General features: G+C 55.1%; 34 protein-coding genes. 6 read left to right on the top strand and 28 right to left on the bottom strand.

Going from position 1 to position 22,729, the window contains the following annotated elements; genetic code table 11:
• Positions 1-103: 103 nt before the first annotated feature.
• Complete coding sequence (locus HT085_RS02975) at positions 104-382, top strand: helix-turn-helix domain-containing protein (protein ID WP_003689062.1); 279 nt, start codon at positions 104-106, stop codon at positions 380-382.
• Between the two features lie 27 nt (positions 383-409).
• Here HT085_RS02975 and HT085_RS02970 read toward each other — a convergent pair whose 3' ends face one another.
• The 26 genes from HT085_RS02970 to HT085_RS02850 all read right to left on the bottom strand — a co-directional run bounded on the left by HT085_RS02970 (position 410) and on the right by HT085_RS02850 (position 19,625).
• Entirely contained in the window at positions 410-841 is a 432-nt protein-coding gene (locus HT085_RS02970; RefSeq protein WP_003689064.1) for an NlpC/P60 family protein, read from the bottom strand.
• Position 842: 1 nt separating this feature from the next.
• Positions 843-1,697, bottom strand: coding sequence for a DUF2163 domain-containing protein (locus HT085_RS02965; protein WP_003698614.1), 855 nt, complete (start codon positions 1,695-1,697; stop codon positions 843-845).
• Positions 1,694-2,293: a DUF2460 domain-containing protein gene (locus tag HT085_RS02960; protein WP_003691415.1), complete on the bottom strand. Its 600-nt coding sequence runs from the start codon at positions 2,291-2,293 to the stop codon at positions 1,694-1,696. Before HT085_RS02960 ends, HT085_RS02965 begins: the two co-directional genes overlap by 4 nt.
• On the bottom strand, positions 2,293-2,559 hold the full coding sequence (locus HT085_RS02955; RefSeq protein WP_003689070.1) for a hypothetical protein: 267 nt from the start codon (positions 2,557-2,559) through the stop codon (positions 2,293-2,295). The genes HT085_RS02960 and HT085_RS02955 overlap by 1 nt, the downstream gene beginning before the upstream one ends.
• An 11-nt stretch (positions 2,560-2,570) precedes the next feature.
• On the bottom strand, positions 2,571-2,900 hold the full coding sequence (locus HT085_RS02950; RefSeq protein WP_003689072.1) for a hypothetical protein: 330 nt from the start codon (positions 2,898-2,900) through the stop codon (positions 2,571-2,573).
• 60 nt (positions 2,901-2,960) lie between these two features.
• Positions 2,961-3,734, bottom strand: coding sequence for a hypothetical protein (locus tag HT085_RS02945; protein ID WP_003692869.1), 774 nt, complete (start codon positions 3,732-3,734; stop codon positions 2,961-2,963).
• 25 nt (positions 3,735-3,759) lie between these two features.
• The gene (locus HT085_RS02940) at positions 3,760-4,188 is read right to left on the bottom strand and encodes a hypothetical protein (RefSeq protein WP_003689076.1); all 429 of its coding nucleotides are present in this window, start codon (positions 4,186-4,188) and stop codon (positions 3,760-3,762) included.
• Entirely contained in the window at positions 4,185-4,667 is a 483-nt protein-coding gene (locus tag HT085_RS02935; RefSeq protein WP_010360061.1) for an HK97 gp10 family phage protein, read from the bottom strand. The genes HT085_RS02940 and HT085_RS02935 overlap by 4 nt, the downstream gene beginning before the upstream one ends.
• Complete coding sequence (locus tag HT085_RS02930) at positions 4,667-5,197, bottom strand: head-tail connector protein (RefSeq protein WP_003689080.1); 531 nt, start codon at positions 5,195-5,197, stop codon at positions 4,667-4,669. Before HT085_RS02930 ends, HT085_RS02935 begins: the two co-directional genes overlap by 1 nt.
• A gap of 2 nt (positions 5,198-5,199) precedes the next feature.
• Positions 5,200-5,562 carry a hypothetical protein gene (locus HT085_RS02925; RefSeq protein WP_003689082.1) on the bottom strand — a complete coding sequence of 121 codons (363 nt, stop codon included), beginning with the start codon at positions 5,560-5,562 and terminating at the stop codon, positions 5,200-5,202.
• A 6-nt stretch (positions 5,563-5,568) separates the two neighbouring features.
• Positions 5,569-7,068 carry a hypothetical protein gene (locus HT085_RS02920; protein WP_003689084.1) on the bottom strand — a complete coding sequence of 500 codons (1,500 nt, stop codon included), beginning with the start codon at positions 7,066-7,068 and terminating at the stop codon, positions 5,569-5,571.
• A 40-nt stretch (positions 7,069-7,108) separates the two neighbouring features.
• The gene (locus HT085_RS02915) at positions 7,109-8,266 is read right to left on the bottom strand and encodes an HK97 family phage prohead protease (RefSeq protein WP_010360058.1); all 1,158 of its coding nucleotides are present in this window, start codon (positions 8,264-8,266) and stop codon (positions 7,109-7,111) included.
• A gap of 67 nt (positions 8,267-8,333) precedes the next feature.
• Positions 8,334-10,481, bottom strand: coding sequence for a phage portal protein (locus HT085_RS02910; protein ID WP_003691423.1), 2,148 nt, complete (start codon positions 10,479-10,481; stop codon positions 8,334-8,336).
• A complete protein-coding gene (gene terL / locus HT085_RS02905; protein ID WP_003697216.1) occupies positions 10,478-11,899 on the bottom strand; it encodes a phage terminase large subunit in 1,422 nt (473 codons plus the stop codon). Before terL ends, HT085_RS02910 begins: the two co-directional genes overlap by 4 nt.
• A 61-nt stretch (positions 11,900-11,960) precedes the next feature.
• Entirely contained in the window at positions 11,961-12,410 is a 450-nt protein-coding gene (locus HT085_RS02900; RefSeq protein ID WP_003695485.1) for a terminase small subunit-like protein, read from the bottom strand.
• Between the two features lie 292 nt (positions 12,411-12,702).
• Complete coding sequence (locus HT085_RS02895) at positions 12,703-13,572, bottom strand: BRO-N domain-containing protein (RefSeq protein WP_106158880.1); 870 nt, start codon at positions 13,570-13,572, stop codon at positions 12,703-12,705.
• A 283-nt stretch (positions 13,573-13,855) separates the two neighbouring features.
• Positions 13,856-15,016, bottom strand: a complete 1,161-nt coding sequence (locus HT085_RS02890) for a type I restriction endonuclease (RefSeq protein WP_003691428.1) — start codon at positions 15,014-15,016, stop codon at positions 13,856-13,858.
• Between the two features lie 90 nt (positions 15,017-15,106).
• A complete protein-coding gene (locus tag HT085_RS02885) occupies positions 15,107-15,514 on the bottom strand; it encodes a hypothetical protein (RefSeq protein WP_003691430.1) in 408 nt (135 codons plus the stop codon).
• A gap of 266 nt (positions 15,515-15,780) precedes the next feature.
• Complete coding sequence (locus HT085_RS02880; RefSeq protein ID WP_017147222.1) at positions 15,781-16,161, bottom strand: RusA family crossover junction endodeoxyribonuclease; 381 nt, start codon at positions 16,159-16,161, stop codon at positions 15,781-15,783.
• Entirely contained in the window at positions 16,152-16,433 is a 282-nt protein-coding gene (locus tag HT085_RS11675) for a hypothetical protein (protein WP_003689109.1), read from the bottom strand. The genes HT085_RS02880 and HT085_RS11675 overlap by 10 nt, the downstream gene beginning before the upstream one ends.
• A gap of 28 nt (positions 16,434-16,461) precedes the next feature.
• Complete coding sequence (locus HT085_RS02875; RefSeq protein WP_003689110.1) at positions 16,462-16,611, bottom strand: hypothetical protein; 150 nt, start codon at positions 16,609-16,611, stop codon at positions 16,462-16,464.
• A 176-nt stretch (positions 16,612-16,787) separates the two neighbouring features.
• Positions 16,788-17,282, bottom strand: a complete 495-nt coding sequence (locus HT085_RS02870) for a DUF3310 domain-containing protein (protein WP_003691434.1) — start codon at positions 17,280-17,282, stop codon at positions 16,788-16,790.
• Between the two features lie 38 nt (positions 17,283-17,320).
• Positions 17,321-17,587 (bottom strand): hypothetical protein, encoded by a 267-nt coding sequence (locus tag HT085_RS02865; RefSeq protein WP_172763933.1) that lies wholly within the window; start codon positions 17,585-17,587, stop codon positions 17,321-17,323.
• 12 nt (positions 17,588-17,599) lie between these two features.
• Positions 17,600-18,379 carry an ATP-binding protein gene (locus HT085_RS02860; protein WP_025455804.1) on the bottom strand — a complete coding sequence of 260 codons (780 nt, stop codon included), beginning with the start codon at positions 18,377-18,379 and terminating at the stop codon, positions 17,600-17,602.
• Between the two features lie 11 nt (positions 18,380-18,390).
• Positions 18,391-19,401, bottom strand: coding sequence for a helix-turn-helix domain-containing protein (locus HT085_RS02855; RefSeq protein ID WP_014580341.1), 1,011 nt, complete (start codon positions 19,399-19,401; stop codon positions 18,391-18,393).
• A complete protein-coding gene (locus HT085_RS02850) occupies positions 19,398-19,625 on the bottom strand; it encodes a helix-turn-helix domain-containing protein (protein ID WP_003691442.1) in 228 nt (75 codons plus the stop codon). Before HT085_RS02850 ends, HT085_RS02855 begins: the two co-directional genes overlap by 4 nt.
• 173 nt (positions 19,626-19,798) lie before the next feature.
• On the opposite strand from HT085_RS02850, the gene HT085_RS02845 reads away from it, so the two are divergent.
• Positions 19,799-19,987 carry a hypothetical protein gene (locus HT085_RS02845; protein WP_050157615.1) on the top strand — a complete coding sequence of 63 codons (189 nt, stop codon included), beginning with the start codon at positions 19,799-19,801 and terminating at the stop codon, positions 19,985-19,987.
• Here HT085_RS02845 and HT085_RS02840 read toward each other — a convergent pair.
• Together HT085_RS02840 and HT085_RS02835 are read right to left on the bottom strand one after the other, a co-directional pair.
• On the bottom strand, positions 19,964-20,119 hold the full coding sequence (locus HT085_RS02840; protein ID WP_047923772.1) for a hypothetical protein: 156 nt from the start codon (positions 20,117-20,119) through the stop codon (positions 19,964-19,966). The two genes, HT085_RS02845 and HT085_RS02840, sit on opposite strands and share 24 nt — an antisense overlap.
• A gap of 79 nt (positions 20,120-20,198) precedes the next feature.
• The gene (locus HT085_RS02835) at positions 20,199-20,429 is read right to left on the bottom strand and encodes a transcriptional regulator (protein WP_020997318.1); all 231 of its coding nucleotides are present in this window, start codon (positions 20,427-20,429) and stop codon (positions 20,199-20,201) included.
• A gap of 74 nt (positions 20,430-20,503) precedes the next feature.
• Between HT085_RS02835 and HT085_RS02830 the strand changes: the two genes are divergently transcribed.
• From HT085_RS02830 to HT085_RS02815, 4 genes are all read left to right on the top strand, one after another.
• A complete protein-coding gene (locus HT085_RS02830; RefSeq protein WP_003687969.1) occupies positions 20,504-21,220 on the top strand; it encodes a LexA family transcriptional regulator in 717 nt (238 codons plus the stop codon).
• A 114-nt stretch (positions 21,221-21,334) separates the two neighbouring features.
• Positions 21,335-21,772, top strand: coding sequence for a hypothetical protein (locus HT085_RS02825; protein ID WP_003687967.1), 438 nt, complete (start codon positions 21,335-21,337; stop codon positions 21,770-21,772).
• Between the two features lie 16 nt (positions 21,773-21,788).
• A complete protein-coding gene (locus HT085_RS02820) occupies positions 21,789-22,250 on the top strand; it encodes a helix-turn-helix domain-containing protein (RefSeq protein WP_003687965.1) in 462 nt (153 codons plus the stop codon).
• Positions 22,247-22,660, top strand: a complete 414-nt coding sequence (locus tag HT085_RS02815; RefSeq protein ID WP_003687963.1) for a hypothetical protein — start codon at positions 22,247-22,249, stop codon at positions 22,658-22,660. Before HT085_RS02820 ends, HT085_RS02815 begins: the two co-directional genes overlap by 4 nt.
• The last annotated feature ends 69 nt before the right edge of the window (positions 22,661-22,729 follow it).

Raw genomic sequence — 22,729 nt, 5'->3', positions numbered from 1 at the left:
ACAGGCGGCAGGTTATCAACTTCAAGAAAAGCCGGAAAACCGCGGGCGCCGATTCGGAATCGGCGGAAAAACGTTACAACAAATTGATTCGGGAAAAGAAATAATGGAAAGCCAAACTTTCGCCTCCGTATTTGACGCACTGTGCGACACGCCTGCCGAAGCCGCCAATATGCGGTTGCGCGCCGGCCTGATGATGCACATCGCCGATACCGTCCGCGAAAACGGTTGGACGCAAAAACAGGCCGCAGAACATTGCGGCCTGACCCGGCCGCGCATCAACGACCTGCTGAACGGGAAAATCGACAAATTTTCATTGGATGCGCTCGTAAACATCAATGCCGGACTCGGGCAGTGCATTTCCTTATCCTTCGCCCCCGCGTAAAGCCCGTCCTTTCAGACGGCCGCAAAATCAAAATGAAAATGTAAAAAACCGAACCCCGCGCCCGATAAGTTCGGCTTGGCCGATGTCGTCCGACACCACGCCGCGCCCGATGTAGCTGTGAATAACCTTGCCGCCGCCCGCCAATATGCCGCCGTGCGAAAACGACCGCCCGAAACGCCATACTGCAATGTCGCCCGCCTGCGGCGATTCCGTTTCACGGCAAAATTGCGTGACGAACCCCAAATAACGCTCGCAATCGCGGTGCAGATGCCAATCTTGAGGGTAAGGGCGCGGGTCGAACCCTTCGGGAAGCAGTCCGACCGCCCCGTAGACGGCGACCAGGAGCATCGCGCAATCAACACCCGCGCCCTTGACCATTGCATGATGATGGTACGGCGTGCCAAGCCACGACCGCGCCTCTTCGACGATCCGCGCCCTCAAATCCGTTTCGGACGGCATATCACACCACCGTATCTGCCGAAGGGATGAACGGGAAGCCGCGAAAATGCACGATATTGTCAAACTTATCCTTGCAGGTATCGCGCCGCTTGTCGCAGCCCGGATAAACCTTGAACGCATCGCCCGCCTGCGGCGGGTAGGGCAGGCGAAGGGCAAGTTCGAACGTGTTGCCGCCGTGTGCCTTGACCGTCCTGCTCAAACCCGCGTTGCGCCCGCCCGCAAACTTAATCACGCCCTGCGAAAACCAGCCGTCAGGCTGCGTCAGATTGTGCTTCAGCACGGTTCCCGTCCGGCTGTTTTCGGTTACGCGCCCGTTTACCGTGAATTTCTCACGGTTGACCTTGCAGCCGTCGTCATAGAGCGTCCTCATGCAGCCCGCCTGATAAATGTTGCGCGGGCTGGAAACGTTCAAAAGCTCGATGTCGGATTTCACGTCAACCTTCACGGACGACCTGCCGCCCGATACGTCCGACACGCGCCCTGAAAAAATATTCACCGCACCGACGGGGCGCAGTCCGGCATCAAAAAACACACGGTCTATCCTGACCCGCGCGCCGTCCAATACGCCGCCCAGGGCGGCCTCCGCCCATTGCAGGCCCTCAAGCCTGTAATCGGGCGCGGCTGAAATCTGCAGGGTGTTGGAATCCACTTCCAATCCGACGGCGGTACGGGTTGCGCCGCGCTTGATAACCAGCTCGTGCGCCCCGTAGGCCTGACCGTCCCAAACGACGGGCATATCCGCGCCGGTATGCCGCAGCACCCGGCCGCCCGAAAGCGTAATGGTGTACAAATCCGCCATCTGAAACTCGTCGCCGCCGTGCAGCAAATCAATCAGTTCTTTTGTCGCCGCCTTCATAGTTTCACACTCGTAAACTCAATCTTTTTGGCCGCCCACAAGCTGCCCAAAACGTTTTCAAAATCCACCGTGTCAGACGTAAACCTCACGCGGAAATAAAAGCCGCCCGTCCATGTGATCGGGCGGCCCGGCGGTTGCGGCGTGTTGAAAACCAAAACGCCCTTGTCGGTAACGGTGTAATCGCGCCCGTACGCCAACGCCGTGCCGCCGACCTTGACGGCGGGCCGTTCCTTGACCGCCGACACAGGCTCGATAAATCCGCCCATCGAACGGACAAGCTGATAACGCGCAACGCCCTGCACCGTGTTTCCGACAGGCTGGTCGGTTACGGCGTTGTCGGCCGGGTCTTCGTAAAGGAAACTTTCAAAGCTGCCTTTGCGCGCGTTGAAGAATCCCGCCAGTTTTTCCAACTCGTTTACGGACGCCTTTGTCCGCAATACCTCGAACGACAGCGAAAACCGCCATTGCGGGTAGGTGTAGTAGGCGGTTCGGAACTCACGGCCGCTTGCCGATTTCTGCGTCCCCGTACTCCATACCGCCGTTTTCTTCCGCCCCCACTTCAAGCCGGGGAACGTGGGGAAAACCGCATTGCCCATCAGATGATTCCTTTCGCTTTGAGCAGTGCGTCAAATTCGTCTTCGGACAGTTCGCCGCCGCCAAGCATACCGACGGCTTCGGCTTCGTCCGCTTCGCTTTGCACACTGCCCGACGACGGCTTGACGCCCATATACGACGCTGCCAAGATATGCACGGGCGGATGTTCGCGCCAATACTCGTTCAGGTGTTTGATACGCGGCAAATCCAAGTTGTCGGCGACGTAGTCCCACGTCCAGCCGGTAGAGGCGCAAACGTGGGCAATCACCGCGCCGAAACTTAATCCGCCGCCCTGGCCTCCCCCGCTTGTGCGGCTTCCTGCTCCTTGCGTTTCAAGCCCGAAACGTCCATCACGGCGGCAAACACTTCGTTCATGTTGCCGATATCGATCAAATCGGCCGCTTCTTCGCGCGTTAAATCCGGGTAATTGCGCTTCAGGGCGGCGTGGGCGCAATCGATAACGGTAGAGATTTGTCCGGCATCCGCCGCATTGCCGTCAAATGAGCCGATGCGCTCCTGCAACTGCTCCAACGCGCCCAGCGCAATAGGCGGAATCACATAATCCGCGCCGTTCAGTTCTACGGTTACGCCTTTAATCCGTACGGTCATTTTTATTTCCTTGACTTTGGTTGAATAAAAAAAGCCGCCTTTTCAGACGGCATATAAACATTACTCCTGAATCCACAGCGTACCGATTTTAAAGCCCGCCTCGTCGGTTGAGGCGGTAAAGTCGATTTCGGGGACGGAGAAGTCGTCGTTTTTAGTCGAGAACAAGCCCAATTTGCCGCTGGTTACGCTTTCCAGTTCCAACAGGGCTTTTTTGCCTTTGAACTGCGTCAGGTACCTCATCTTAAACGTCGGCGTGTTGCCCGTCGCCATATTGGTCAGCTCGATTTTCTTCGCCGGGGGCATCGTTTGCGTATAGGTAAAGCTCGGATAAACGGTTTTGCCTTTATCCGAGCTGTTAAAGGCGTAAACGCCGGCATCCGAAACCGTATATTGGCCTTGTTTCGGGGAGGATGCTACTTTGATATAAGCCGTGCCGTCCTGGCCCATCACGCCCGCGTCCTCAGCGAACTTGCCGCCGCCGGGCGCGGCTGCCTGAAGGTAAGAATAATTGTCGCCATCGAGGACTTTGCCCGTAGTTTCCGCCCAAAGCGCCTTCATCGTGCCGGTTGCATATTCCGTACCGAAAAACAGGGTATTGAGGGTCAGGCCGTTAATCAACGCGCCTTTCATTTTGCCCGACACCTTGACCTTGCCTTGCGCCACAGCCAAAGGATAACGGTTTTGACCGTAGAACTCTTTCAATTCCGCCGACAAATCGACGGACATTTCCTGCAAGCCCATAATCCGCACGGGCGTTGCGTTCTGTACACGGTTGCCGTAAGCATCCGTAATCATTTGGGCGAACACTTCGCCGCTGCCAAACGTCAACTGCATGACATCCCTTTCAAAAAAAGCCGCATTACGCGGCGCAAATCACAATCGGAATAATACAAACCGCCTGTTCGCCAAGCGTCCCCTCGTCGGTTTCCACCGTACCCTCGACGCGGCAATACTCGATATCCGCGCCGTCCGCCGTTAAATCCGTCTTGCCCGTAACGGGGTGGACGGCGTTCACGGCATTGCACACCGCGTCAATCAGCGGATTCATGACGGGCGCGGGCGGTTGGCCCGCCGTCTGGACGTACAGGTAAACATCGGCGCGCAAAATCCACTTGGTCTCCCGCCCCGTCAATGTCAACGCCTGCATATCGCCCTGCGCCATAAATAACGCAGGCTGATCGTAGCGTTTCACATCGTTCCAGTGCACCAGCTTCCGGCTCTTGGTTACGAAGCCGTCCAATGCGTCCAGCTTCGCCCACAGCGCGGAATAAACCGCCTCACGATTCATTTCAACACCTTTCCAATCGATTTTTGCAGGTCGTCCGCGAACTTCGGCGTCAAATCGCGCAATGCCGAACGGAGGAACGACCGCTCCGGCAACTTCACATCACGGGTATGGGCGCGGACGCGGACATATCGCGGCGGTTTCAGCGGCTTGCCGAACGCCTGCCTGACCTGGCGCAGCGAAGCCTTAACGTTGACACTGCCCGCGAAACCATACTCATGCGCGATGCCGTAACGGACGTTCGTATCGACTTCGCCCGAAACGACATTGCCGGAAACGTTCACGCGCTGATGTACGGAGCGTCGCAGGTCCCCCGTCCTTACCCCCAACACCCGGCCCGATAACCGGTTCAGCACAACTTCGCTTTGCAGGCGCAATGCCGACCTGCCCACCGATTTGACGACCGCATCTTGAACATCGGCGGCATATGCTTTAAAAACCGCCGCCAGAATACCGCCGCCGATAAATTCCATCTTCAGCATCACACGCCCTTTCGTTTGTACTCATTGAGTATCGCAAACGCCGACGGCGGCATACCGCCGGAATTACCGAACGTAGAAAAAGCGACGGTTTCGCCTGCAAGCGTCTTGCTCCGTACGCCCTTGCCCTCGATTTCGTTCACGCGCTGCACCGCGATAATCATCACCGCTTCGCGTATGTCGGCGGGCATGCGCTCATAACCGGCGCGGTACGATACCTCGACATTTTTCAGCCCGCGCGCGAAACCTTCGGGGCGCATCAGCAGCCAGTTGTCAAACTCCCAGCCGCCGGCATCCGCGCCGTTGATTTTGACGGACGACACCGACAGGACGGGATAATTGTCCAACACGATGCGGTCTTTGCCGTTGCCGTCGTACCGCCCGACATAATCGGCGGCCAGGAGGCTGCGCCCGATATAGGCTTCCGCCGCCGCCGACACGCCGTCAATGACGCTGAGGAAGAAATCGTCCCGCCGGTCATGTTCAACGCCGATACGCTGCTTGAACTCCTCAAGCGATACCGGGGCGGCCATCGTTATTCAGCCTTTTCGGCTTCGGCAGGTTCGGCTTCTGCTTCGGCAGGTTCGGCAGCTTCGGCTTCGGCTTCGGCAGGTTCGGCAGCTTCGGCAGGTTCGGATTGTCCTGCCGGCTGCCCGGTTTTAGGTTTACGCCCGCGCTTGGCTTTTTCAGGCCCTTCGGCAGGCTCGGAGGCAACGTTGCCAAAACCGAACTGATACAGGAATTCCGCCGCCTCCGACGGCACTTCCACGATACCGTTTTCATCTGCCGCGTAGCTTTGGCTGCCGAAGGAAACGTCGGTAAACCCTTCGGGCGCTTTTAATTTGACTGTCATCTCAAAATCTCCAAAAGAAAAAGCCGTCTGATTTTCAGACGGCATATCGGCTTAACCCACGTTGGTAATCATACCGAAGGCAGGCATGAACATACCTTGCAGCACCTCGTCCGCATAGACGCCGTATTCGTACATACGGGTGCGCAGCGGCCATTCGATTTGGTAATACTCTTGGCGCGTACGCACTTGCAGCAGATTGCCGACGCCCTGAACGTAGGCGGGCAGGCGGCTTGAGTAGAACAGGTAAGTACCGGCAGGCAGGTTCGGGTGTACCACGATGTTCAGGTCGTCGCCCGTGATCTTGTTCATATACGAACCGACAACGACACCGGCGCGGATGTTCGCCGTATTGTTCACGTCAACGTTCAACTTAATCAACGGCGCGCCGCTGTTTCCGATAATCAGCTTGGTCAGCGCCGCCAAATCGCGGGCGTTGACGTAGACGGTATCGGGGGACAGGCGGTATCGGGTAAAGAAATGCGCGAACGCCTCTTCAAATTCATACACGCCGCCCGCGTTGTCGGAAGTCAGGCCGCCGCCTTTGTTGTCCGACCAGAACGCGCCCGAATCAGGCAGGGCGATTTGGGTCAACAGGCCGTCAAATTCCAAAATAGAAGTGGAATTGTCTTCGGACGGCAGGGAAGCGGCGGTCTGGGTACCTTCGGCATCAGCCGAAATTTCCACTTTGGCGGCAGTGGTAACCGCGCCCAGTTTTTCAGAACCGGCCGCACCCCAGTACCAAGCATAGGCAACCGCGCCGCGAACAGCCGGAATCACGGCGGTTACTTTTTTGCCTGCCTCAATACCGGAAACGGAAGCCGCCGCAGATTTTCGGGCGGAACCGCCGCCGAACGTATCGGTTGTACCATCCGCGTTTCGGCGTGTGATTTTGGCAGGGACTTGGGCAGTTTTAATGTTCGGGCTTTGTCCGGTTGCACCGTTGTTCGCGCCTGCCACATCCCAGTATGCCTGCAAGCCCAAAGCCACACAGATTACAGACAAGGTGCTGACGCCGAGTTTGCCCGCCGCGTCGGCGGAAACGACGGCGGTCGGTGTAGGTGTAACGCCTGCCTTCAGGCTGGTGTTGCCGCCCAGCAAAATCATTTCTTCGGCAACCATAGTAGCCTGAAGGGTTTGGGCGACCGCCAACGCTTTCACGTCCTCGAAACCGCGCGCGGCGTAATCCGCTTCAAAGGTTACTTGGTTTTCCAAGCCGATGGCGCGGAATTGCGCGTTGCGTTCCACCGTTTCGTGATTGATGACGCCGCCGCGCCTGCCTTCGCCGATACCGGCGCGTTGGTTGCCGACGTTGATATTCGTGACGGCTTTCCAGTTCGAGCCGATGGTGCGGCCGCCGCCCACGCGCGGGATACGGTTGCGCAACGGGGTCAATACCGGGTAGAGTTTTTGAGACGGCGCGGAAAGGTCATAGGTTTGCAGGCCGGCGGTAAAGCCGGCCGGCTGGGTAAAACCTTTGTCAGGCGGCCCGCCGCCCGCTTGTGCCGACTTCATCAGTTCAATCGTTTCTTGTGTGAGTTGGTTCACGTTCATTTATCGCTCCTGATAATAAAAAAACCGCCTGTAAGCGGTGTTACAGACGGCCTGTTTGTTTTGCCTTAATGAGTGTCGCCACGTCATCCAGCGTGCCGTCATTCTTTACAATCGGCTGAAAACCTTTTAACGGGTCTTCGCCGTTATCTTCTGCCTTACTGATAGCTTTCGTACTGCCTTTCGGCGGTACTGCCTGTTTCTTCAGGCTTTCGATTTCCGCCTGTGCTTTGGCAAGGGCGTCATTCGATTTTTTCAGCGCGTCTTGTGCCTTTGCCAGTTCGTCAGCCGATTCCGCTTTGGCAAGATCGCCTGATTTGCCGGCTTTGGCCGCCAAACCGTCGGCCGGCTTATCGGCTTCGCTTGCCGCCAACGCTTTCAGCGATTCGGCAAGGCCGGCCGCCGATTCTTTGATTTGCGCGGTAACGGCTTCATCGATGTTGTCGTAGGATGCGTCCTCAACCAGCCATTTCAGCGACATCAATACATCAGCCGGTGATTTGACTTGGTACATTGATTTGGCGGCCGTCCCGCCTTTCGGCTTGTCGGCTTTAGCCAATACCGCTTTCAAGGCGGCGATTTCAGATTCGGACAATTCGACGCTTGCCGATTTTCCGGCTTCGTCCTTTTTGCCGGCGTCCTTATCGCCTTTATCTTCGGTTTTAGGCCCTTTATCGCCGTCTTTAGGATTTTCATCTTCCTCTTCGGTTGGTTTGTCAGACGGCTTGCCGTCTTTATCCGCCGCCCCTGCCTCATCTTTCGGTTTGTCCGCCTTAAAGCAGGTAAACACCGCGTCGGGATTGGCAGGGCGGTCGACAAGGCTGATTTCCGTCAGCTTCAAGCCCGTGATTTGCGACTTGTTCAAATCATCGCGGGCGGTAACCCTGCCGCCGATGGAAAAGCCTTTGTAAACGCCTGTCTTGACTTTCGTCACGGCAACAGGGTCAACGATATGCGCCCCGAAAAATGTGCGCCCGTCGTCTTCCACGTTGATTTCAATCGCCGTTCCCGCCGCGTTTGAGCCGTGCATCTCGCGCACCGCGCCGAACTTCATATAATCGGGAATCGCCGCCTTCATTGCTTCCGCCGCGACGACTTCGCCGTCCGAATCGACCGCTTCGCTCGAGGCATACCCCCAAACTTTGACCGTGCCGTCGTCCTGCGCCTCCGTCTTGGCGATTTGCGCGTATAACTTCGTCATTGGTTTGCTCCAAAAAAAAGCCGCCCCGCGAAGGGGCGGCAAAACACACCCGCCTGACCCGAAGGAATCAAGATTCAGGCATATCCCCTGCCAAAACAGGCACAACCGCGCACCGGCAGTTCGGATGACCGGGTATCGTCAACGCACCGTGGGAGAAAGGCTCGTGCAAACCGATTACGCCCATCCCGCCGTTGGCATTGCAGACATCGGACACCTTGTCGTCTTTTGCGGTTATCCACTGCTTGCCGGCAACCAGCCCCGTTCCTTCCCAGCCTATCAGGTTGCCCATACCGTCCGCCATCGCCGTTTCCGTTCGGGCAATGGTTCGGGCGCGTGCGTTGCCGAAAGCATGGGATTCTTTCAGGCGGCCTGCCAATTCCTGCACACTGTCGCCGTTTCGCATGGCTTCGGCTACTTGGGCGCGTATCATTTCGCGCGTCCCTTCGGTGATTTGCCACTCGGCGGCAGGATTTCGGACAAGCCCGCCGCCCGCCCGCTTCATGCCGACCATTTCGGCGGCGCGTTCATGCGCCCACTTGACGGCGCGGCTGCGAATGTTCGTAACCATACCGGCGGCAGGTTCAGGCATTACGCGCAACAAGGCGGCAACCGCCCCGTCTTCCGCAACACGCCTGATTATCGGCTCGACCACATCGGACAATCCCGACCAATCGCCAAAATCCAAGCCGTTTGCAACAACCCCTGCCGCGCGGCTCAATTCCGCCGCCAAATCCCCGGCCTGCCAATCGACGGCCGCACCCTCAATCAGCGCCGCGATTTGTTCGGCCAAGCCGTCAATGCGTGTCAGCAAATAAGCCTCAATAAGCGCGGCAGATTCGTCTTCGCTCATCGGGCTTTCCGACTTTCCCAACTTTTCAGCCCCTTGGTTCGGCGGCTCTTCGGGCTTTCGGCCGTCTTGCTTATCCGGTTCAGGCTGCCCCTGCCCCGGTAACGGCTCCTTGCCCAGTTCGGCGCGGATTTCGTCGGCGGTCAAGATGCCTGCGTTTTTGTAGATGGCGTAGATTTCAGCCTGTTCTTTCGGGTTGAGCGATTCCTCCCCCTTCCAGACAAACTCATACGCCGCCATATCCATGTAACGGGCAAGCACGTCGTCAATCAGGGCTTTTACCCAGTTTTTCAGGCTGCCCATGCCGTCTGAAAGCGACTGCTCGCGGCTCGTCTCTGCCACGCTGCGGTTTACCTGCGCCACGAACGGCGTAGGCTCGACACTAAACGCAAAGCAGACGACACGCGCCAGCCATTCGTCGTAAACGTCCTTCAACGGCGGCTGCTTCGTCTCGCGGAAGTTTCGGGACAACTCGCCCGGCACGAAACGCATTTTGCGCCGCTGCGCCGTTTCGCCCGACAGCAGCAAATCCCAGTATTCTTGAAACCGCCTGATGTCGTCCGCCGACCACGTTTCAGGCACGCCGACTAAAGCATCGGGCACGCTGCCCGCCGTGTAGTATTCCAGCGCGTGAACCTGCCGTTTTAAGGCAATATTCACGGTCATGATGATTTGCTCGACGGGCGAATAGCCGTAAACCTTGTAACTTCGGTTATTCCGCGAACGGTAAATCAACTCGTCAGCCGTGTAATCGACCGCCGCCATGCCGTGCAGGATTTGCTGATACGCCGTATCGGGCGGTAACGGCATACGCCCCGTATTGTCCAAAACGCGCTTAATCGTCGCCCCGTCCATCACTTCGAGGGCGTACAAGCCGCCGCCCAGTGTTTTGCGCGGGTAGATGCACGGCGCGTCAATAACAAACAGGTCTTCCAGCAAGATGCGCAGCCAGTCCGCCCACGTATGTTCTTTATCGGGCGACCGGAAGAACGCAACGGCTTCATCGACCTTTCGGTCTTTCCGTTGCGATTCGTCGTCTTCGGTTGATTCGACGTCGCGCTTTTGGATTGTCCACTTAAGGCACTCCATTTGGTCTTTACGCGCCTCGATAACCAAACGCAATACATCGTAGTTGTCGGCAAGGGCGCGTAATTGCGCAAAGCCTACCGCTTCACGTTCGCGCGGCTTGGAATGCCCGACGTTGTAGAACGGCTCGTAATCAAACCGCCGCCCCTCTGCCTGCTGCGCGGCAGGGGCCGGAGGCTCGCCCGCGTCGAACCACCCGTCCGCGTTGCCGGTAAAGGCGTAACGGACGCCGGCGGCAACGCGGGCAATAAAGCCTTGCGATAAAGGTGTCTTTTTACTCATTTCACAGCCTCGACCTGCGATCGCAGGAAATCAATCATGCCCGTCCGGGTATCCAGCAGCTCGCCAAACGCACGGCCCAAACAGTCTATTTGGTCGTCATGCCGGCCGTTCGGGAACATGCGCATTTCCGCAATCAGCGCGTCCGTGTCCCATGTGCCGTCGTCCAACACCATCACATTGCCGATGTTGACCTGTGCCGCGAACGGTCCGGCGCGTGTAACCTTGTCGCCCGATTCGGGGCCGGCGGATACGGAAAAACCCGCCAACTGGCGGGTCAGGTATAGTGTTTGCGATTTGCCTGCCTGCCCGGGGTCTTGCGGGATGGATATTTTCGTTTTCACGCCGTCTTTTTGCGCCGTGTTGCGTAATATCCTGTCCCGCTCGTCCGCGCCGTACCGGCCGCGCACGACGTTGGCGATGATATACCGCCCGTCTTCCGTAACGCCAAGCCTGCCGCCTGCCGTGTAGTCGCCGCCGTTTGCGGTTGAAGCCAAGTCCCACGCGCGTACCCATCTGATATTCCCGGCAGGCAACGCCTTGACAAATTGCAGGTTGTCAGGCTTGAACGTACCGCCGTCAGGCGGCGCAGGTTTTTGCAAATACTGCCCGGCAAACACATACGGCGCGGCCTGCTCCATTCGGCGCAATGTTTCAATATCATGCTTTTCAGGCCACAACGCCGTGCCGTCTTCCTGAATGGCAGGCAGGCACAAATGTTCCCACTCTTCGCCGTTGCCGCCGTCAAGCAGCCAGCCCGCCAAGTCTTTCTCGTGCAGGCGTTGCATAATCAGGATAATCGGCGTGTCAGGGCTGTTCTTCCGGGATTCGACCGTGTTTTGAAACCAGTCGATGACGTTCTGCCGCCTGACCTCGCTTCGCGCTTCATCTGCTTTGTGCGGGTCGTCAATGATGATGCAGCCGCCGAATCCCTCCCGATGCCTGCCCGCACCGAAACCTGTAATCGTACCGCCCGCACCTGTTGCGTACATCACGCCGCCTGCGGTTGTTTTCCAGTGATGGCCGCTTTCGCCTGCCAGTGCCAAATCAGGAAAAATCGCCCGATACTCTTCGTGTTGCACCAAGTTCCGAATCTGTACGGAGTTATTGACCGCCAGCGCCGCCGAATAGCTCGCGTGGATAAACTCGCAATCAGGCACGCGCCCCATCGCCCACGCGATAAAGTTCACGACCGCGATTTCCGTTTTCGAGTATCGCGGCGGAATATTGATAATCAGGCGTTTCGTTTCGCCGTTGAAAACACGCTCGAGCGCGTTGCAGATTGGCGCATGGTGATTCGCCCGCTGCCAAACATAGCCGCGCCTTTGATAAAACATCCGGCGCGTGAACATATACAGGCTTGCAGAACTTAAACTGCGAATTACTGATGTTTCAACATCGTCGAATTGCCCTAGTGCCATTTCATTCTAACTTCCTTTGGAGAAACGGCCATACAGCCCCTCTTATGATTAGCGTTTTATGCTAAACCCTACGCAACACATCTTCCGCTATCTTGCGATATTCCTCAGCATCAAGCCGTACAGCCGCCCTCATGCTCCCATCGCCCGATTTAACGTCAAGTTCCGTCTTATCGCCGTATTTCTTCGGCGCAATCTTGGAAGCCGCCCACTTTCGGGCATCTATCTGCAATTTCGCCTTTGAAACCGCCGCGCTCTCTGCTTGTGCACTATCGGCAATCTCGATGATTTCTTCAGCGAAATAGTCCGCCTGCTTTTCTCTCGCGCGCGCGTATTGGTGGCGAAATTCTTCATTAGCTTCCAACCAACGGTAAATAGTTTTCATTGGCGGCACACCATCTTCGGCGCATATTGAACGTAGGCTTCTGCCATTTGCGATTTTTTCGCATATCTTATCGGCCATGTCTTTCGTGTAATCTGTCGGACGGCCTAATTTGCGTTTCGTGCCGCTCATAAACCCTCCTCAAAAAAGAAACCGTCTAACTCTGACCCCTCTCAGAATTAGACGGCAAACACACACTCGCCACATAGGAAAAACGGAACGCCGCTACCTGTACAGGCAGAAGCTCAAATTCGGACAGCCTAAAACGCAAAAACCCGCACATTGTTATGTACGGGCTTAAAAATTCATATCCTTCGGGCGTGCGAAAATCCCCGCAAGGGTAACGATTTGAATTATACACCTATTGCCGGAAAAAACAACAGGCCGTCTGAAGATTCAGACGGCATTTGTATTCCCTACTGCATCAAACCGCCGACAGGTTGCGGATTTCGGGCAGTATCGGGCGGATTTTTTCTGCGTGTTCCGCGTCGGCGTGTGCGCTTAAGGCTTCGAGGGCGTTTGCGGCGGCTTTGAGGCGGCTGCGCGTTTCCGCCCAGACCGTCCACATCGTAACCGCCTGCCTGCAGCCGAGCTGCTTCAGCGGCAGGGAAACGTCTCTGCCCATTTGGATGGCCCGCGCGCCGTAGCTGACGGCGACGGCGAGGTCGTACAGGGCGTTGCCGCTTATGGGCAGGGCGGGTTGCGGCGCGGGTAACGGTTCGCGGTCGAGGACTTCGCCCGTCAAGCCCGTGTGCAGGGTCAGCGCGTGGACGTAGGCGACGGCTTCGGGCAGCTTCCCGGCGGGGATGTCTTCGACGGATTCGACGTTGAAGCGTTGGTGAATCATACTGTACGCTGAGGAGTAGTCTATGCCTTTGCGTCCGACAAGTGCGGCAACGGCTTGGCGCAATCCGGTACGGTCGTCGGCGGTGGTTTTTTGTCCGACTTGGCAGCCGCCTGTTTTGCGGATGGTGGGCAGGACTTCGGATGTTACCCATTTGCGGAATTTCCAAGCGGTTGAGCCTTGTTCCATTGCTTTACGGCTGCGAAGAATCAAAATATATAAACCGCTTTCGTTGATGATGTTCACGTTACCGCCGCCTCCGTGAATTTCAGACCGCCCTATGTTAAACATAGACCGCTCGTCATCATCTAATTTTTCAAGTGCTTGCGTTGGGTTCTGGATTTCTAAAGCCTTACATACATCGGCGGCAACAAACCAAGTCAAGCCGTCTTTTTCAAAGGCACGAACGGGAGAAGTAGTATTGAAATTAAATGATTGAATTACGTTCATAATGAAGTTTCCTAGTGAGTTTTCTTAATGCCCGTTAGGGCGGACGCGTGGTTAAGAACCCTCACTAGATGGGCGGACTTATTCCCCTTACGGGTATTGTATTCGTCGCCCACGCGTCCATAAGAAACTTCGGTTGTGCCATCGAAACAAACAACACGAAAGGAAACTTACAGATATGAAAAAATCACATTGACGGAGTGATTGCCGTTGTAGAAGAGGTTACGACACCTCGTGAGTGGGAATATAAAACAAACCCCCTGCACATGCAAGGGGTTTTGTTACCTTATTTGGGTTTGCGTTTAAAATTCTCGTCATCACAACAGAATCGGTAAGAATCAATAACCAACCAAGCAACGCGAAGCAGATTTTCAGGCGTATCAATAATAACTTGATTGCCTGATACCTCAAGTCCGCATCGTTCGATATTCGAAATATCCGACTCTTCCAATTCGATAGGGAAGATTACAGACGGCCTTTGTTTGTTGTCAAAATACCGTAATATCCACCTGTTACTTTTACCATCAACCAATACGCCGAAATAGCTTTCCGTATCTTTTGCCTCAATACTCGCATCATCAGGAAGAATTGATTTAACCAAATCAAACAACCTTCTTTCTGAATAAGTGGTAACGATTTTATTGTTTTCGGGGTCGATAATCGGCGCGGTCGGGTCTTCCTGCTCCTTCTCAACAGGGGCGGCCTCCTCCTGCACTTTCGGCGCACTCAGTCCCGATACAACCATTGAACTAACCGTATTTTGAACAGCCTGTTTGACGATATGACGGATGCTTTCCAAATATCGTTGGGTAAACTGCCGTTGAATATTCGCCCTTCCCGCCACATAACGGACGAAATCCAAATCCACCTCTTTCAAGCTTTCTGTAATTGATTCTGTAAATGCCGTCAGGTATATGCTTTCTTCCGCAAGGCTTCGCAATGCATCAGGTTGAAACTTGTCGTGCCTGAACTGATACAGTTGCGCCATATCATTTTCATTCAACATCGTAACATCAACGGTCAAAAACGGCTCCGAATCCATAATATTCTTGTTGGACAAATCGGTAAAAAATCGCCATTCCCGGCCGTTGGTAATCGCGCAAATGGCTATTTCAGGCGTGGCATTGAAGTAACGCGACAACTGCGGACAATGATTGGACAAATTTTCAGTATATGATTTTGCTTCGATAAACATAACCGGTGCGCCGTTGCAAAACAATGCGTAATCGACCCGCTCCCCTGATTTTGCACCTGGGAAATCCGCCTGGTATTCCGCCCGAACCTTATTCGGATCGAATGCCGAAAAACCTAGAATATCCAATAAAGGCAAAATCAAAGCCTGTTTTGTCGTCTCCTCGGTAGTACAGATATGTGCAACCTTCTTGACATGTTCCGCATGGGAAGCAATCCGTTCTTTAAATACCGCACTTACAGCCGCCGCATTCATGTTAATCTCCTTGGTTAAATTTGATTGGGCAAATTCCCACCCCATTAAGAAGTGTTAATTTTCGCAATCATAGCGCAACCGAAAAGAAAATCAAACCTTCTCAAACAGCAAATCAAAATCATTCCCTGCCGCCTGCCGTATCGCCCTATACCACGCGGCCAAGCCCAAATCCGTCTGCAAATGCAGGGGCCCCTCGCCGCGCCGCCTGATTTCAGCCTGCAAACGTTCCTCGTAGGCTGCCTGCGACTTCGCACCGATGCCGAACGAAATACGGACGGCCTCTTGTTGCGGCGCATCCACCTTCGCCCATGCCTGCAAAGTAAGAAACATGGCATCTTCGCCGTATCTCAAGCCGATTTCAGGCTTATGCGGGCAAGCTTCCTCCCCCATATAACGGCCTTCGATACTCAAACATCTATTTAGGCTGCGCGTATCACGGTAACGACGCTCAAAAGCACGCGCCAAGTCGTTCATAAATTCAAATTCTTGCTGATTCATAGCTTGATTAACCCTTTTTCATGCAACAAAACCAAAGTCCGCATTACACCTTCCGCGAAGGCCGTCTGAAGTTCCCCTTCCGCACAATCCGCCAAGCGGTTCTATACATCAAAACTCCCAAATGATTCCAAATTCTACCGCAGCCCGCGCCTGCACCGTTTCGGATATGGCGGACCTCGGCAGGAACGCCGAACCGCCCGCAATTGCGGCAAACAATACAACCTATATCCGCCACTTTTTGCAGATGTGATTTTTCCGCTTCGGTTTTACTTTTCATCCAACTCCCCCACCTCCACCGCCAAACCGCCGCCTGCGACCGGCTCGTCGGCGTAATCGGCGGCAATGCGCCGCACCTGCCTGTCGTTGTGATAGGCAACGCCTTGAAGCGCGTCCAGCGCAACCTTCAGGGCGTTGTCCAAATCGATCACCGTCTTGTTTGCGCCGCCGTCTTTGTTCGCTTTGGGTATCAGCCGCACATATACGGCAACCGCGCCTTCGGACGGCATCGCGCCCGCTTCTTGCGCGATACGGCGGACGACGGACTTATACGCCGCCGCCTCCGCGCTCCTGACCGCCCTGTTGCGCCAAATCCGCCAATATCGGTTTGCCGATACGGGGTAAGGCAGGATAAGGCGTATCACGCGCATTCCCCTGCCGGTTGCGTCCACAGGCCGGCGCCCAATATCGGGCAGGCGGCGTGCGCGGCGCGGATGTATCCGTGCAGCCTTGCCGCCGTCATCGCGCCGGCTCCCGCCGCCGCGCGTTTTTCCGCGCGCTTTTGCCGGACTGCCTTGTTGCGGCAGGTTTTGCACGATTTGTAATAATAGACCCCCCCTTCCTTGCGCGGGACGGCATTAAACCCTTTCTCCAACGGCTTGGTCCCGCCGCAGGCCTTGCAGGTGCGCATTTCTTCCGCCATTTTGATTTTTCCTTTTGTTTTTATGTGTTTAATATCCGAAGCCGTCGAAGTCGTCTTCGCCTTTGCCGTCGCGCTTGCGGCGCAAAACCGCGTCGGCGGCTTCCACCAAAAGCCATACCGCCAACGTCGCCGCCCCGGCAAACGACAGCGCGGTGATGATGCTTAACAGGGTATCCATTGTTTTATTTCCTTTCGGTCGGTTTTATGGGTCGGGGTCGGATTCCCGCCGCCTCCGTCATTCCCTCGCAGGCGGGAATCCGGACCTTGGAACAACAGCAATATTCAAAGATTATCTGAAAGTCCGGGATTCCGGATTCCCGCTTTCGCGGGAATCACGGCGGTCGGGTTGGCGGGTCAAATGCCTCCGCCCGCCGTTTCAGGCGGCATCGGGCTTTCAGGGTGCGGGGCCCGCCCCGCTTCAGGCGGCATTTTTTCCAACAAATCTTCGACACAGGCGGCCGCCCACGCAAAATTGTCTTCGCCGTCGCGGATGTAATAAGCGGCGGAGATGACGGCAAGCAGCGCGGCCTCCGTGCCGCCGTCGAACCCGCAATCTTTCAGACCGGCGTACATTTTTTCATAGCGGCGGCATTTGAGTTTCTTGAACTTCGGCGCGTCGGCGCGTTGGCGTTCCAAGTACCGCAGGGCTTTTTCCAAGTCTTCGCGCCCGCCTTTTTCCTTGTGCCGCCAGATGTATTTGAAGGCGTTGCCGAGGTTGAAGTTGAGGTATTGCGCAAACCCGACGCACTCGAAGGCGCGGTTTTTGTAATAGCCCGGGTTGGTATTGCCGCCTTGTTGCGGCGCGGCTTCCGTCCGGACGGTTTCGGTTTGCGTGTTTCGGACCGTCATTCCGTATTTCCTTTCAAATTTGCGTTTTAACGCGTTTTTTAAATCTCGGGTAGGCTGGGGTATTCCCCAAGCGTTTTACCCGCCTTCCCGCTCAAATTCGGCGCATTGCGGGGGGGGGATATTCCCCAAGCACCGCCGTCCTTTTTGCGACTGCCGCCCCCGATGCCGTCTGAAACGCCCCGGCGGCGCACGGATTGGTTCGCGGGTAGTACGTCGCTTTTTCCTCCGCATTCCGCGCCTTCGCGCATTTCGCAAAACCGCGCACCGGCGTGCCGGTGTTGGTTTTGAAGTCGGCATGGTTGCAATAGAAACAGGTTTCACGCACGGTAGCTCTCCCAGTCGAACGGAATCAGCTTGCCGCCGCCGTCCCGCAGCCTGTCCCTGATCCGCGCGTCGGTGTTTTCGCGGAAGGCTTCCGCCGTCAGGTTGGTCAGCACCAGCATCGGCATCAGCCGCTCGTACCGGGCGTTGACGACGGAAAACAAAATCCGCCCGTCCGTTTCCGACAGACTGCCCGCGCCGAACTCGTCCAGCACCAGCAAATCGGGCTTCACGAAAACCCCGACCGCCCCCGCCTCGCCGCCGCCGCCGCCGAAACTGTCCTTGACCGTCCGCAGCATATCGCCCACCGTGATGACCAGCGCGCTTTTGCCGGCGGCGATGACTTCGCGGGCGATGCCGCAGGCAAGGTGGTTTTTGCCCGTGCCCCTCCTGCCCGAAAAAATCATGCTCCGCCCCGTCTGCAACACATCGGCGAAGTTTGCCGCATACTCGGCGGCGGCCGCCTTCGCCCTCGCCATCCCCGGGATCGAATCGCTGACGGCGTAGTTTTCAATCCGGCAGTTTCTGAACCGCGGGGCGATGCCCGAACGCCCGATGCGTTTTTCCAGCGCGTCGCGCATCGCCTCGCGGCGCAGCGTTTCCGCGTATGCCGCCATTTCGTCCGCCGCCTCCAGCTTCCGGCAGGCCGGGCAGCCCGTCCACACGCCGCGCAAAACGCTTTTCGCCGCGTATCCGCCGTGTTCCGCGCATTGCCGCCGTTCGGTCTGCACACTGCAGAAAGCCCTCAAAAAATCAGACGCGCCCTTCAAAGCCATACCAAGCCCCCTCAAAAATCCGTCGTCGGCATATCGCCGTAGCTTCCCGCATCCGGCACGGCGGCGGTTTGGTTGTGCGTCGGGCCGCCGCGGTTTCCGGACCTGCCGAAAGTTTTGTTTTGCAGCCAGTCGGCGCGGAAGCTGCCCCAGCCGCTGGCGATGGCGTACTCCGCCGCCTGCAGCGCCGTCATCCCGCATTTCTCCGCATCGGCGGCAATCAGGCGCATTGCCGTTTCCGTCAGCGGCTGCCGTTTTGCCTTGCGGACTTGCAGGAAGTCCGCCGCCACCTGCCCCGTGATGCCGTAGTCGGCAAGCAGCGAAAGCTCGGTTTCGTGCCTGCCGGTTTTTTTCGCCTTCGCCGCCGGTGCGGTTTCGGGAGGCGCCGTTTGCGGTTTCGCAGGGTGCGGTCCGGCAGGGGCGCGCGCGCCGCGCGCATTTGATCCTGACGGTTCTACTGACGGTTCTACTGACGGTTCTACATATAAGGAACCGTCAAAATCTGACGGTTCGCCGCTCAAAATCTGATGGTTCTTAGCGCAAAATCTGATGGTTCTTAGCGCAAAATCTGATGGTTCATCGCTCAAAATCTGATGGTTCTTAGCGTCAAAATCCGAAGGTTCAAAATCCGAAGGTTCAAAATCCGACGGTTCAAAATCCGACGGTTCAAAATCCGACGGTTCGTAATCCAATGGTTCTTCCCACATTTTTGCCTGCCGCGCCGCCTTCCGTTTTGCCGCCTCCGCATAGCATTTTTCAAGCAGGGCGACGTTGATGCGGTAGATGTCGGACTTCCTCTCCCGCCCCCTCTGCCGCCGGGCGGACTTGATGAAATTGTTATCCTTCAGCCACTTGATATGCTGCCGTACGGCGGTTTCGGCGAAGCCCGTATCTTCCGCCAGCGTTTCTTGCGACGGATAACACAAGCCCTCGTCGTTGGCGCAGTCGCACAACTTCACCAAAACAAAACGCTGCCCCCTCGGGATACCCGTTTTGAAAGCCATCCCCATCAGCCTCGCACTCATACTTCCGCTCCGTTTTTGACAATCGAATAATGCGTAACAGGCTTCCCGCGGCCGCCCGCCTTCATGCGCGGCTTGGCAAACACGAAGCCCCTGCCTTCCAAGTCGGTTATCCGTGCCGCAAGCTGCGTCACCTTCAGGTTCTGATAAGCCTCAAGGGATGTGATGCATCCCTTGTTACGGATGTAATCGACAATTTGTTTGCATTGCGTTTGTTTTTGATTCATAATCGCCTTTCGCCGTTACCTGAACCGCTTCCCTGCAATTCAGGGGGGATTACCCGCCCCGTGCGGGTTTTTCTTTATCGGCCGCCCGTCTGTCCGGGCGGTCAGCCGTCTTTCCGATTTGCCATCACCCCGTTGCAACCGGGTTTCCACACAACGGCCGACGGAGTAAAAAAATGCCGTCCGACTTATCCTTCATACTCGCCAAAGAGCTTATCCGCAGCGGTTCTATCCGCTTAAAGGGCAGTACGGCCAAAGGACAAGCCGGAGAATTGGCGGTATTCATCCGAACACTTCATCAAAAACCCGAAGAATCGGAGCCAAATACCGATAACGAATATTTAATCGGGCTGCTTTCCAAGTAATTCAAAGCCGTCTTTCAACCCCGGCGCGATTCTGTAAACCTCATCGCAGCCTTTGGCGGCGGCTTTCAGCATCGCCTTTTTAATCAGCCGTCTGTCTTTCTTCGACAGGCGGTTTTTATCCTGCTTCTTCATTTTTTTCCTTTCCGGTAAATTGCGGATGACTTCCGCTTCAATTCGGTTATATCAATTAACATCTGACCCGACGGGCTTTTTATTTGGGTTGGTCGCCTGCCAATTCCGGCCAGATTAGATGCCAGTCATCAGGACGTAAGTCTTTTCGATTCACTGCGCCTCCGGTTAATTTTTCAATCTGCACGCACCGAATGATCGGGGGCGGCGTTCCTTTTTTATTCCAAGCCCACACCGTCGGTTGTTTAACTCCGATCGCCCGTGCAAGTCGGGATTCATTACCAAAATAATCAACTGCTTTTTGGATACTCATAGCCAGTTACTCAATTAAATAGCTTCATTATAGCTAATACTTATATTAAATACAACTATTGCCTTTTATAGGTTATGCCTTTTATTATCGATTACCAATGCTTATGCGCAATTAATTCGGAGATCAAAATGTTTTCAGGCGAACAGTTAGGACAAGCAATATCAGAAGCGATTAAGAGAAAAAATGTCAGTCAAAAGGAGGTTGCCGATCATTTTGGGGTGAAACAGCCAAGCGTTTCAGGTTGGATAAAAAATGGACGAATAGATAAAAAACATCTAGATAAATTAATTGATTATTTCTCAGACGTAGTAACGCCAAGCCATTTCGGCATTGAAACATTCAGAGTCTTAAAATCGAATGAACAAAGTAGCATACGTTTCCCCCGCTTAAATGCCGAAGCGACCTGCGGCGCAGGCACGATTAACGACCACTATATCGAGGTTGTGGATTATGTAACCGTCGCTGCCGCATGGGCGCGGGAGAAACTGGGCGGAAACCTCAACAAAATCCAAGTCATTACAGCCCGTGGCGACAGCATGGAGCCCACCATCGAAAACGGCGACGTAATGTTCGTTGATACCGCCGTCGAAGCCTTCGATGGCGACGGCCTCTACCTGCTTTGGTATATAGACGGCCTTAAGGCCAAGCGGCTGCAATCCACCGTCGGCGGCGGCCTGATGATCATCAGCGACAACAGCTCATACCGAACCGAAACCGTGCGCGGCGAAGATTTAAACGCCGTACGCATCATCGGACGCATACGCGGCGCATGGCGTTTGAGCCAGTTCTAGACCGCGTCTTCTGGTGGAGCGTGCCGGATTAAAATACTTGAACAACTGATTTATTACCGCATATTGCGCGGTATAACTAAAAAGATATAATATATATATATAAAAAGGGCACTCATGGAGCTGACCGTCCACTTTAACGCCGAGCAGGATTTAGACCGCCTCTTTGAAAAAGACGAAGAAGCGGTCGGTTATCTCGAGAATGTCATTGCGATGATTCAGGCGGACTCTGCTATTTTTGACGGCTTATACAAAAACAGATACTTCAGGGAATATGGCGAACCCATAGGCCCGATTGACTTGGAAGTGAAACCCATATTGTCATTATGGGGAAAAGACATCAAAGTTTTACGCGTCCGATTTGACAGCGAAGAAGCCGCCGGATACAGAATAATTTACGCACCATGCCATGAAAAACAGCCAAACGGCACGTATATCCGCCGCATAGATATATTGGCTGTTGTAAACAAGAAGACAGACGAATTTGACTATCAGGCAGAACACCCAATCACAAAACGGATTATCAAAGACTATGAAGAACTGTACTCCAACTAACGGCACATGGTTCAAAATGGGTGCAACACTCACTGTTGCCGTGGCCGCCTGCACAGTATCAACACCTACATCCGCCATCCCCGTCACCCACATAAAATGCCTGCGGATAAACGGGCAGATTAAATGCGTCAAACCGATAAGCCCTAACACTACCCCTGCCGCAGAGCATATTGAGCATGTGCGGAAAAATCCGCGCCGCAAAGCAGCGATGGACAGGGCGGCAGCAAGAATTGCCGATAAAATAGCCCTCAAAGCAGGCGGGGAAACATTTGTCAGCTTAAGGATGAAAAAGGGGTTTACCCAGTCCGAATTGGCAACCGCCGCAGGATTGCCTCAACCCTATCTGTCCCGCATCGAAAACAGCAAACAATCCCTGCAAGATAAGACTGTACAAAAATTGGCAAACGCATTAGGCGTTTCCCCGCTTGAAGTTCGCGCAGCGTTCGAACGGCGGTACGAATATATGGAGCAGGCATGATTCACTTAAATGTCCACTATTGCGATGAAATTATCCGCCATGCGGAAAATGACAAATACAGCCTGATAGGTATATTCCCCGATATATGCCATATTCCGACACCGCAGGCCATTCTAGGCCGCCTGTGCCTGTCTGTTTCATTTTCCGCCGAAGGCATGGATATACAGACTATGAAAACCGGTCAAATTTTTCTGGAAATCGTCCGCAACGATGATGTAATCTCTGCACTTGAGATTCCATCATATGACGGCAGTGATACAGAAGAAAACGTGTCATTCATGCTACACCAAACAATCAGCGGACTACCCGTTTCAGACAACGACCGCATTTATGTAAGAATGACAACACACAACCATATTCTCTCCGAGAGCCGTCCTTTGTCTTTTTCTTGGCTTCCTTACCACTCATAACAATACCGAACCGCCCTAGGGCGGTTTTCTTTTTCATGATACACCGCCATTCGGGCGGTTTTTTTTCAA

Source organism: Neisseria gonorrhoeae, from assembly GCF_013030075.1.
Classification (GTDB): Bacteria; Pseudomonadota; Gammaproteobacteria; order Burkholderiales; family Neisseriaceae; genus Neisseria; species Neisseria gonorrhoeae.
This window is presented reverse-complemented; position numbering and strand designations above follow the sequence as displayed.

What these genes read in the sequence shown, in the direction of transcription:
- HT085_RS02975 (WP_003689062.1), top strand. Translation starts at nt 104, where the DNA reads ATGGAAAGCCAAACTTTCGCCTCCGTATTTGACGCACTGTGCGACACG.
- HT085_RS02970 (WP_003689064.1), bottom strand. Translation starts at nt 841, where the DNA reads ATGCCGTCCGAAACGGATTTGAGGGCGCGGATCGTCGAAGAGGCGCGG.
- HT085_RS02965 (WP_003698614.1), bottom strand. Translation starts at nt 1,697, where the DNA reads ATGAAGGCGGCGACAAAAGAACTGATTGATTTGCTGCACGGCGGCGAC.
- HT085_RS02960 (WP_003691415.1), bottom strand. Translation starts at nt 2,293, where the DNA reads ATGGGCAATGCGGTTTTCCCCACGTTCCCCGGCTTGAAGTGGGGGCGG.
- HT085_RS02950 (WP_003689072.1), bottom strand. Translation starts at nt 2,900, where the DNA reads ATGACCGTACGGATTAAAGGCGTAACCGTAGAACTGAACGGCGCGGAT.
- HT085_RS02945 (WP_003692869.1), bottom strand. Translation starts at nt 3,734, where the DNA reads ATGCAGTTGACGTTTGGCAGCGGCGAAGTGTTCGCCCAAATGATTACG.
- HT085_RS02940 (WP_003689076.1), bottom strand. Translation starts at nt 4,188, where the DNA reads ATGAATCGTGAGGCGGTTTATTCCGCGCTGTGGGCGAAGCTGGACGCA.
- HT085_RS02935 (WP_010360061.1), bottom strand. Translation starts at nt 4,667, where the DNA reads ATGCTGAAGATGGAATTTATCGGCGGCGGTATTCTGGCGGCGGTTTTT.
- HT085_RS02930 (WP_003689080.1), bottom strand. Translation starts at nt 5,197, where the DNA reads ATGGCCGCCCCGGTATCGCTTGAGGAGTTCAAGCAGCGTATCGGCGTT.
- HT085_RS02925 (WP_003689082.1), bottom strand. Translation starts at nt 5,562, where the DNA reads ATGCCGTCTGAAAATCAGACGGCTTTTTCTTTTGGAGATTTTGAGATG.
- HT085_RS02920 (WP_003689084.1), bottom strand. Translation starts at nt 7,068, where the DNA reads ATGAACGTGAACCAACTCACACAAGAAACGATTGAACTGATGAAGTCG.
- HT085_RS02915 (WP_010360058.1), bottom strand. Translation starts at nt 8,266, where the DNA reads ATGACGAAGTTATACGCGCAAATCGCCAAGACGGAGGCGCAGGACGAC.
- HT085_RS02910 (WP_003691423.1), bottom strand. Translation starts at nt 10,481, where the DNA reads ATGAGTAAAAAGACACCTTTATCGCAAGGCTTTATTGCCCGCGTTGCC.
- terL (WP_003697216.1), bottom strand. Translation starts at nt 11,899, where the DNA reads ATGGCACTAGGGCAATTCGACGATGTTGAAACATCAGTAATTCGCAGT.
- HT085_RS02900 (WP_003695485.1), bottom strand. Translation starts at nt 12,410, where the DNA reads ATGAGCGGCACGAAACGCAAATTAGGCCGTCCGACAGATTACACGAAA.
- HT085_RS02895 (WP_106158880.1), bottom strand. Translation starts at nt 13,572, where the DNA reads ATGAACGTAATTCAATCATTTAATTTCAATACTACTTCTCCCGTTCGT.
- HT085_RS02890 (WP_003691428.1), bottom strand. Translation starts at nt 15,016, where the DNA reads ATGAATGCGGCGGCTGTAAGTGCGGTATTTAAAGAACGGATTGCTTCC.
- HT085_RS02885 (WP_003691430.1), bottom strand. Translation starts at nt 15,514, where the DNA reads ATGAATCAGCAAGAATTTGAATTTATGAACGACTTGGCGCGTGCTTTT.
- HT085_RS02880 (WP_017147222.1), bottom strand. Translation starts at nt 16,161, where the DNA reads ATGCGCGTGATACGCCTTATCCTGCCTTACCCCGTATCGGCAAACCGA.
- HT085_RS11675 (WP_003689109.1), bottom strand. Translation starts at nt 16,433, where the DNA reads ATGGCGGAAGAAATGCGCACCTGCAAGGCCTGCGGCGGGACCAAGCCG.
- HT085_RS02875 (WP_003689110.1), bottom strand. Translation starts at nt 16,611, where the DNA reads ATGGATACCCTGTTAAGCATCATCACCGCGCTGTCGTTTGCCGGGGCG.
- HT085_RS02870 (WP_003691434.1), bottom strand. Translation starts at nt 17,282, where the DNA reads ATGACGGTCCGAAACACGCAAACCGAAACCGTCCGGACGGAAGCCGCG.
- HT085_RS02860 (WP_025455804.1), bottom strand. Translation starts at nt 18,379, where the DNA reads ATGGCTTTGAAGGGCGCGTCTGATTTTTTGAGGGCTTTCTGCAGTGTG.
- HT085_RS02855 (WP_014580341.1), bottom strand. Translation starts at nt 19,401, where the DNA reads ATGAGTGCGAGGCTGATGGGGATGGCTTTCAAAACGGGTATCCCGAGG.
- HT085_RS02850 (WP_003691442.1), bottom strand. Translation starts at nt 19,625, where the DNA reads ATGAATCAAAAACAAACGCAATGCAAACAAATTGTCGATTACATCCGT.
- HT085_RS02845 (WP_050157615.1), top strand. Translation starts at nt 19,799, where the DNA reads ATGCCGTCCGACTTATCCTTCATACTCGCCAAAGAGCTTATCCGCAGC.
- HT085_RS02840 (WP_047923772.1), bottom strand. Translation starts at nt 20,119, where the DNA reads ATGAAGAAGCAGGATAAAAACCGCCTGTCGAAGAAAGACAGACGGCTG.
- HT085_RS02835 (WP_020997318.1), bottom strand. Translation starts at nt 20,429, where the DNA reads ATGAGTATCCAAAAAGCAGTTGATTATTTTGGTAATGAATCCCGACTT.
- HT085_RS02830 (WP_003687969.1), top strand. Translation starts at nt 20,504, where the DNA reads ATGCCTTTTATTATCGATTACCAATGCTTATGCGCAATTAATTCGGAG.
- HT085_RS02825 (WP_003687967.1), top strand. Translation starts at nt 21,335, where the DNA reads ATGGAGCTGACCGTCCACTTTAACGCCGAGCAGGATTTAGACCGCCTC.
- HT085_RS02820 (WP_003687965.1), top strand. Translation starts at nt 21,789, where the DNA reads ATGGGTGCAACACTCACTGTTGCCGTGGCCGCCTGCACAGTATCAACA.
- HT085_RS02815 (WP_003687963.1), top strand. Translation starts at nt 22,247, where the DNA reads ATGATTCACTTAAATGTCCACTATTGCGATGAAATTATCCGCCATGCG.